Annotated in this window: 7 protein-coding genes; 1 reads left to right on the top strand and 6 read right to left on the bottom strand. The window is 62.9% G+C overall.

The features are described from left to right. Positions 1 to 1733, top strand: a 1733-nt coding sequence (locus HHJ19_RS11890; protein WP_296907588.1) for a DNA topoisomerase III, incomplete at its 5' end; no start/stop codon positions are given. A 108-nt stretch (positions 1734 to 1841) separates the two neighbouring features. Here HHJ19_RS11890 and HHJ19_RS11885 read toward each other — a convergent pair. The 6 genes from HHJ19_RS11885 to HHJ19_RS11860 form a co-directional block, all read right to left on the bottom strand. Next, positions 1842 to 3218 (bottom strand): aldehyde dehydrogenase family protein, encoded by a 1377-nt coding sequence (locus HHJ19_RS11885; RefSeq protein WP_296907585.1) that lies wholly within the window; start codon positions 3216 to 3218, stop codon positions 1842 to 1844. Then, entirely contained in the window at positions 3215 to 4012 is a 798-nt protein-coding gene (locus HHJ19_RS11880) for a gamma-glutamyl-gamma-aminobutyrate hydrolase family protein (RefSeq protein WP_296907582.1), read from the bottom strand. The genes HHJ19_RS11885 and HHJ19_RS11880 overlap by 4 nt, the downstream gene beginning before the upstream one ends. A 133-nt stretch (positions 4013 to 4145) precedes the next feature. Next, on the bottom strand, positions 4146 to 5279 hold the full coding sequence (locus HHJ19_RS11875) for an iron-containing alcohol dehydrogenase (protein WP_296907580.1): 1134 nt from the start codon (positions 5277 to 5279) through the stop codon (positions 4146 to 4148). Next, a complete protein-coding gene (locus HHJ19_RS11870) occupies positions 5276 to 5800 on the bottom strand; it encodes a GNAT family N-acetyltransferase (RefSeq protein WP_296907577.1) in 525 nt (174 codons plus the stop codon). The genes HHJ19_RS11875 and HHJ19_RS11870 overlap by 4 nt, the downstream gene beginning before the upstream one ends. A 1-nt stretch (position 5801) precedes the next feature. After that, positions 5802 to 7184 carry a glutamine synthetase family protein gene (locus HHJ19_RS11865; RefSeq protein ID WP_296907574.1) on the bottom strand — a complete coding sequence of 461 codons (1383 nt, stop codon included), beginning with the start codon at positions 7182 to 7184 and terminating at the stop codon, positions 5802 to 5804. 142 nt (positions 7185 to 7326) lie between these two features. Then, positions 7327 to 8186 (bottom strand): ATP-binding protein (locus tag HHJ19_RS11860; protein ID WP_296907571.1); only part of this gene is annotated, 860 nt, incomplete at its 5' end.

The following is an 8186-nucleotide window of genomic DNA, read 5'->3' as shown; positions in this document are numbered from 1 at the left end:
TGTACGACCTGGTGGTACGCCGCTTCATGGCGGTGTTTTTCCCCAGCGCCGAATACCTGGTGACGACGCGCATTTCCGTGGCGGCGGGCCACAGCTTCAAGACCGAGGGCAAGGTGCTGGTCAAGCCGGGCTGGCTGGCGATTTATGGCAAGGAAGCCGCTGACGAAGTGGCCGACTCCAAGGACGGCGACAAGGGCCAGAGCCTGGTGCCGGTGAAACCCGGCGAACGCGTGCTGGCCGAAACGGTCGACGCCAGGGGCCTGAAAACCCGGCCGCCGGCGCGCTACAGCGAAGCCACCCTGCTCGGCGCCATGGAAGGCGCGGGCAAGACGATCGACGACGATGAGCTGCGCGAAGCGATGCAGGAAAAAGGCCTGGGCACGCCAGCCACCCGCGCCGCCACCATTGAGGGTTTGCTCAGCGAAAAATACATGCTGCGCGAGGGCCGGGAGCTGATACCGACGGCCAAGGCCTTTCAGCTCATGACGCTGCTGCGCGGCCTGGGCGCCGAGGAGCTTTCAAAAGCCGAACTGACCGGTGAGTGGGAATACAAGCTGGCGCAAATGGAGCACGGCCAGTTGAGCCGCGAGACGTTCATGGCGGAGATCGCCACCATGACCGAGCGCCTGGTGGCCAAGGCCAAGGGCTATGACCGCGACACCATTCCGGGCGACTATGCGACGCTGCAAGCGCCCTGCCCCAACTGCGGCGGGGTGATGAAGGAAAACTACCGGCGCTATACCTGCACCGGCAAGAGCGGCCTGAACGCCGAAAGCGGTTGCGGCTTTTCCTTTGGCAAAACGCCGGCAGGCCGCACCTTTGAGACCGCCGAGGTCGAGCAGTTTCTGCGTGACAGGAAAATTGGTCCGCTGGAAGGTTTCCGCTCCAAGGCAGGCTGGCCCTTCAGCGCCGAGATGGTCATCAAGTTCGACGAGGAAACCAAAAACTACAAGCTGGAATTTGATTTTGGCGATGACAAGAACGCTGATACCGGTGAGATTGTCGATTTTGGCGAGCAGCAGTCGCTGGGCCCCTGCCCCAAATGCGTCAGCGCCGTTTATGAGCTCGGCAAAAACTATGTCTGCGAAAAGTCTGTGCCGACTGCGGCCCAGCCCACGCCGAGCTGCGACTTCAAGACCGGCCAAGTCATCCTGCAGCAGCCGATTGAGCGCGAGCAGATGGTCAAGCTGCTGGTCACCGGCAAGACCGATCTGCTCGACAAGTTTGTCTCCATGCGCACGCGCCGCGCCTTCAAGGCCATGCTGGCCTGGGACGCCGAAGCCGGCAAGGTGAACTTCGAATTTGCACCGTCCAAATTCCCGCCGCGAAAAACAGCGGCTGGTGCGGCGCCAGCCAGGACCGGCGCAATCAAGACGCCCTTCGGTAAAACCGTGGCCGTGAAAACCGCCGCAGCGCCTGCAGCCAAAAAGGCAGCCGCCAAAAAGGTGGTGGCCAAAAAGGCACCGGCCGTTGCCAAACCCAGGGTCGCCCGCGTGGCCAAGCCGGGCGCGGGGCTCAAGCCCAGTGACGCACTGGCCGCGGTCATCGGCTCCGAGCCGGTGGCGCGAACCCAGGTCATCAAGAAACTCTGGGACTACATCAAGGCTGAAAACCTGCAGGACGCCGCCAACAAGCGCGCCATCAACGCCGACGCCAAGCTGCTGCCGGTGTTCGGCAAGCCGCAGGTGACGATGTTTGAACTCGCGGGGATTGTCGGCAAGCATTTGAGCTAAGGCCGGAAAGCCGTGGATGCTATTTAATCAATAGCACGCCATGTCGATACTTGTTGGACCCAGAGCACTTTTTAATGCTTTTTTTGGCAGTGACGGTGCGGGTGGCGCTCAAACCTGCCGCAAATGCCAGGCTTTGGGCCGCGTAAAGGCCTGGATGCCGTAGCTGGACAGCGTCAGGCCGATGCCCGAATCGCCGTAACCGCTCCACGGCAGGCGCGGGCTGACGCGGTCGCAGCAGTTCCAGTAGACGCTGCCGGCGTTGACCTGTGCCAGCAGGGTCCTGGCGCGCGCTTCATCGTGCGTAAAGACGCCGGCGGTCAGGCCGTAGCGCGTGTCGTTCATCAGCCTGAGGGCTTCCGAGTCGCCCGACACTTGCTGGATGCCGATGAGGGGACCGAAGCTTTCCTCGCGCATCAGCGCCATGTCGTGATTGACGTTGGCAAACACCGTGGGCGCGTACCAGTTGCCGGGGCCGGGCAGACGCTGGCCCCCTAGCAGCAGCGTCGCGCCTTTGGCCGTGGCGTCTGCCACCTGCGCATCGAGCACATCGAGTTGCGCTGCGCGCGTGATGGCGCCGATGTAGGTGTCCCTGGCCATCGGGTCGCCGACCTTGAAGGTCTTGACGCTGGCGACAAAGGCGGCGACGAAAGCGTCATGAATTTTTTCATGTACGTAGATACGCTCGACCGAGCAGCAGCTTTGCCCGGTGTTGTACATCGCGCCGTCGGCGAGCGCTTCGGCCGCCAGTTGGGGGTCGGCGTCCTCACAGACATAGCTCGGGTCCTTGCCGCCCAGTTCCAGTTGCAGCTTGACCAGACGCGGGCCCATGGCCCGGGCAATCTTGCTGCCGGTGGCATGCGAGCCGGTGAAGAACAGGCCGTCGATTTTTTGCTCAAGCAGCGCGGCGCCCACGGTGGCGCCGCCAATCAGCGGTACAAATACATCGCCGGGAACACCCGCGCCATGCAGCAGGCGTGCAATCGCCAGCCCCGTCATGGCGGCGTATTCCGACGGCTTGTAGAGCACGGCGTTGCCCGTCAGCAGGGCCGGGATGAAAACATTGCCGCCGACAAACCAGGGGTAGTTCCAGGCCGAGATATTGGCTATCACGCCCAGTGGCGCGTGCTCGATCTGTTCGGTCATGCCGTCTTCCCTGAAGACCGTCTGCGTGGCGGTGGCGGCGCCTACTTCGGCCAGGAAAAAATCAATGCGCCCGAGCAGGCCATTGAGTTCATTGCGCGACATGCTGACGGGCTTGCCGGTTTCAAGCGTCAGGGTGACTGCCAGCCCCTCCAGTTCTGCAACGATGGCGGTGCGAAAGCGCGTGATGCAGGCCTTGCGCGCAGCCAGCGGCCATGCGGCCCAGCCCGGCTGCGCAGCGTGTGCCAGCCCGTTTTTGGCTGCTACCGATGCGGCGTTGTCGGCTGGCAGCTCAGCAATAAGGGTGGCAGTGGCGGGGTTGAAAATTGCAAGCGTTGTCTTCACGCGAGCGCCCTGCTTTTAGCGGCGGCAACCGCTGTCAGGAAGTCCTTGAGCACCGCGCCGTCATCAATCGTGTCGGAGCCGGATTTGTGAAACTCGGGGTGCCACTGCAGCGCGGCGATATAGCTTTTGGCCGGATCCTTGCGGCGTATCGCTTCGACGATGCCGTCTGTCGCGCTGTAAGCCTCGGCTTCGAACTCGGGCGACAAATCCTTGATGGCCTGGTGGTGAATGCTGTTGACGCGCGCCCGCTCAACGCCTGGATACAGCGCCGAGAGCTTGGTGCCTGGCACGATGTCCACGCTGTGAAAATTCAGGTCATAGGTGTCTGCATCGCGGTGAACGAAGGCGTCGGGCACCTGCGTGCCGATATCCTGGTAAAGCGTTCCGCCATAGGCGACGTTGAGCAACTGCAGACCGCGGCAAATACCAAAGACCGGCTTGCCCAGCGCTTCAAAGGCAGTGACCAGCGCCTTGTCGTAGTCGTCGCGCAGGCGGTCGCCCGACCATTTTTCTTCAAGCGGCGTTTCGCCGTAGCTGCCGGGCCAGACATCGGCGCCGCCGTGCAGCACCAGGCCGTCCAGCCATTGCGCGTAATGCGCATAAGTCACGTCGCCACGCTGGGTGCTGCCGGTCGGGCAGGGCACCATCACGACCATCGCGCCCGACGACATCAGCCAGTGCGCAATCGACTGCTCGACGTATTGCAGTGTCTTGCCGGAAAAAAAAGACCGGGTTGGGTCAGCGTGGGAGAAACAGGCCGACAGGCCAATTTTCAGACGTCGGGCGGCGGTCATAGGCCCCCCACACTGGTCGCTTCGCGCAGTGCGCTGCCCGCCGGGGGGGCGCTGCGCCTGCGGCCCGGCAAAGCCGCTTCCGCAGCCCCTGCTGGAAGTGCGACCGCTATCAGCAGCGTTGGTCTGTGAGCGTTCATAAAGCAGCCTCGAAGAGTTTTTGAAAGTCGGCTGCGCTGCAGGCACGCGGATTGGTCTGGTGGCAGATGTCTGCCGTGGCAATTTCTACCAGTCTGGGCAGATGCCCAGCCGTCACGCCATGCGCCGACAGCGAACCGCTGATGCCGATGCAGGTCTTGAGTGCGATGAGCCAGGGCACCAGCGCCTCGCCGCCGCCGGTGACGCCGCAGACATGGGCCAGCTCGTCAAATTTCGCTGGCGCGGCCGGGTAATTCCAGGCCAGCACCGTGTCAATCATCAGCGCGTTGGCCAGGCCATGGTGCAGGTCGCACACGGCACCCAGCGCGTGGGCGCACGAATGCACGGCACCGAGATCTTTCTGGAAGGCAATCGCGCCCATCATCGAGGCCATCATCATGTCGCTACGCGCCTGCAGGTTGCCAGGCTCCCTGACGGCGGTGAGCAGGGCGTGCGCCGCGATGCGCGTGCCTTCAAGCGCAATTCCGTCGCACAGCGGGTGGTAGGCGGTCGAGAGGTAGCTCTCGATGTTGTGCGTCAACGCGTCCATGCCGGTGGCGGCGGTGATGTGCGGCGGCAGTCCGAGCGTCAGTTCGGGGTCGGCGAACACCATTTTCGCCAGGAGTTTCGGGCTGAACACCACCCGTTTCAGATGCGTGTCATTTTCGCTGACGACGCTGGAACGGCCGACTTCCGAGCCGGTGCCCGAGGTGGTGGGCAAGGCGATGAAATACGGCAACTCGCCATTGATGGGGCGTAGCTGCGGGTGGTCCCAGACGTATTCCAGGATGTCGCCTTCATGCGTGGCGGCAAGGCCGACGACTTTGGCGACGTCGAGCGCCGCGCCGCCGCCGAAGCCAATCACGCAGTCGGCCTGGTGCGCCTTGTACGCGGCGCTGCCCGCCATCACCTGGCTGCAGGTCGGGTTGCCGAAAACGTCAGGGAAAACCGCCACCTCCAGTCCGGCGAGATGGGTCCGGAATTCAGCCAGCACCGGCAACGCGGCGAGTGCCCGGTCGGTGACGATCAGCGGGCGGCGGCAGCCCGCTTCAAGCAGCTGCGCCGCCACCAGCTTGCGAGCGCCCGCGCCGAACCTGATGCTGGTGGGAAAGGAAAAATGACTGATGCTCATGATGAAGCCAGTTGAAGAAACATGTGATTTTTGTCGAAGCGCTGATGTTCAACCTTGATCGCGCCAGGTTCAATGCCGTAAGACACGAAACCAGCATCGAGGTAGAGCTGCTCGGCCGGCTGGTTGCCGCGCGTCACGGTCAGCACCAGCAATTCCAGATCGCTGGCGCGGGCCTCGTTCAGCAGCGCATCGAGCAGGGCGCGCGCCAAGCCGCGCCGCGCAAATTCGGGAGCCACATACAAGCCGATGATCACGGCTTTGTGCCGGTTTTTCAGCCGCTGTTCCCGGTCCAGCCCGACCATACCAGCCAGCACCGCGGTTGTGGCGCCCGGCGCCTGCACAAAAGCGCCCCAGAATTTCCCTGTCGAACTTGCTGCCAGCCGCTGCGCCGAATTTGCGAGAGGTTTGACCAACTCCTCTTCATAACTTGACGTAAAGGCTTCGGGGTGTTCCCGGAAGGCCCGCAGACGCAAGGCGCGGTATTGGGCAGCATCGCTGACGGTTAATCGGCGAACAGGCATGTCAGATGATTTCAAAATAGCGTTTCAGTTCCCAGTCGGTGACGGCGTCCAGCCATTGCCTCCATTCCCATTCGCGGGTCGCGGCAAAGTGGTCAACAAAAGTGTCGCCCAGCCAGTCGCGGGCAATGTCCGATTGCCTGAACAGGCGCGTGGTCTCGATCAGCGTGCGCGGTGCGCGCGCGATGTTGTCAGCGCCGCTATTGGTTCCGGTGACTGGCGGCGTCGTGAGCTTCAAGCCTTTTTCAACGCCGTCCAGTCCGGCGGCAATCACCGCGGCCATCGCCAAATAGGGATTGACATCGGCGCCCGGGCATCGCGTTTCAAGCCGCGTCGCCTTCGGGCTGCCGGCGATCACGCGAAAACTGGCGGTGCGGTTGTCCATGCCCCAGGTGGGCTTGACGGGTGCCCAGAAGCCGTCAACCAGCCGCTTGTAGCTGTTGATGGTGGGCCAGATCAGCGGGCCAAAATCCATCATGCAGGCGACCTGGCCGGCGACGTAGCTTTCAAACAGAGGACTCATTTTCTGTCGGTTTCCGGCGTCGTGAAAGAGGTTTTTGCTGCCGTCGGAAAGACTTTGGTGAATGTGGCCGCTGCAGCCCGGCAGCAGCTGGTTGGGCTTGGCCATGAAGCTGGGCATGATGCCAAAGCGCGCGCCAATTTCCTTCACGCCGGTCTTGAACAAAATCGACCGGTCGGCCTGCTCCAGCGCCTCGCTGAAAGCAATGGCCACTTCCAGCACACCGGGGCCGGTTTCGGTGTGCAGGCTTTCGATCGGAATACCGAAGGCCAGCATCTCGTCCATGATGGCCTTGAAGAACTCGCGGTTGCGGTTCATGCGCAGCAGCGAGTAGCCAAACATGCCCGGTGTCAGCGGCTCCGGGCCAACGCCTTTTTTAGCGGCCCAGCTCTGCGGCGTCTCCAGAAAATTGAACCACTCGAACTCCATGCCGGTCATGACCGTAAAGCCCATTTTCTCGGCGCGCCGGAGCACGCGCTTGAGTGTCTGGCGCGGGCAGACGGCATGGGCCGAGCCGTCGGGGTTGACCAGCTCGCCGAGGAAAAACGCAATGCCTTCATCCCACGGAACATGGCGGAAGGTAGCCGGGTCCAGCCTGGCCAGGGCATCAGGAAAACCGTGCTGCCAGCCGGTTACCGAGCTGTTGTCGTAGCAGGCATCAAGCATGTCCCAGCCCAGTACCACGTCGCAAAAGCCGAAGCCGCCTTCCGGGTGGGGTTCGGCCGCGCCAAGAAACTTGTCACGGTGCAGGTATTTGCCGCGCAGCACGCCGTCAATATCACTGATGGCTACCTTGACCTTGCCGGCACCCGACGTTCTGACCGCCTCGATGGCGGGATGAGTCTTGCCGGCTGCTGCGGGGGTCATGCTGAGCTCCTTGCTGGATGGTCAATCGGCCTGGTCAGGCGCATCGCAGAATTACAGCCTACACGCAAAGTTTCCCTTTGTGTGATCCCGGCGGCAATAGGACGATGCCGCGTTGTTTCGTTGCACCAGCGCAATGCCGGAGTCATTCACGGTAGGGCAGGTCCATGCCGACAAAACGCACCGTGAAACGCGTGCCTGGCGACTGCGGATGGCCCGGCAGTTCGGCGTCTTCGACGGTGATGGTGGCGCCGTGCTGCTGCACGATTTCCAGCACGATAGCCAGGCCCAGGCCGGAGCCATCGACGTTGGTGCCGAGCGCGCGGTAAAAGGGCTGAAACACCAGCTCGCGTTCGGACTCGGGAATGCCGGGCCCCGAGTCTTCCACAATCAGCACCAGAATGCCGCTGAAGCGGTCAACCATCAGGCGCAGCGTGACATGACCGTTTTCAGGCGTGTAGTTGATCGCATTGTCCAGCAGGTTGCGCACCAGCTCGCCCAGCAAGGTCGCGTTGCCCTCCAGGTGGGTTGGCTCTTCTCCCGCGGCCGGTCCGTCATAACCCAGGTCGATCTTTTTTTCTAGTGCGCGCGGCACTGAGTCGGCCATCACTTCCGAGACGATGTGCACCAGGTCAACGCGCTGCTTGGCCAGTGCGCGGCCGGTGGTTTCGGCGCGCGCCAGCGCCAGCAGCTGGTTGACCGTGTGAGTCGCGCGAATGCTCGCCTGGCCAATGTGCTTGAGCGATTTCTTGAGCTCGTCGGCATCGGTTTCACGCTGCGCCAGGTCGGCCTGCATGCGCAGCCCGGCTAGCGGCGTCTTGAGCTGGTGCGCGGCATCGGCGAGGAAGCGTTTTTGCGTCGACAGCGAGACCTTGAGCCGGCTCAGCAAATCGTTGACCGAGGCCACCAGCGGCGCCACCTCTTCAGGCACTGCGGTTTCATCGAGCGGGCTCATGTCGTCGGGCTGTCGGGCACGTATGCGTGTTTCAAGCTGCGCCAGCGGCT

It is taken from the genome of Polaromonas sp., from assembly GCF_012927415.1.
In the GTDB taxonomy this organism is placed as follows: domain Bacteria; phylum Pseudomonadota; class Gammaproteobacteria; order Burkholderiales; family Burkholderiaceae_C; genus Polaromonas.
This window is presented reverse-complemented; position numbering and strand designations above follow the sequence as displayed.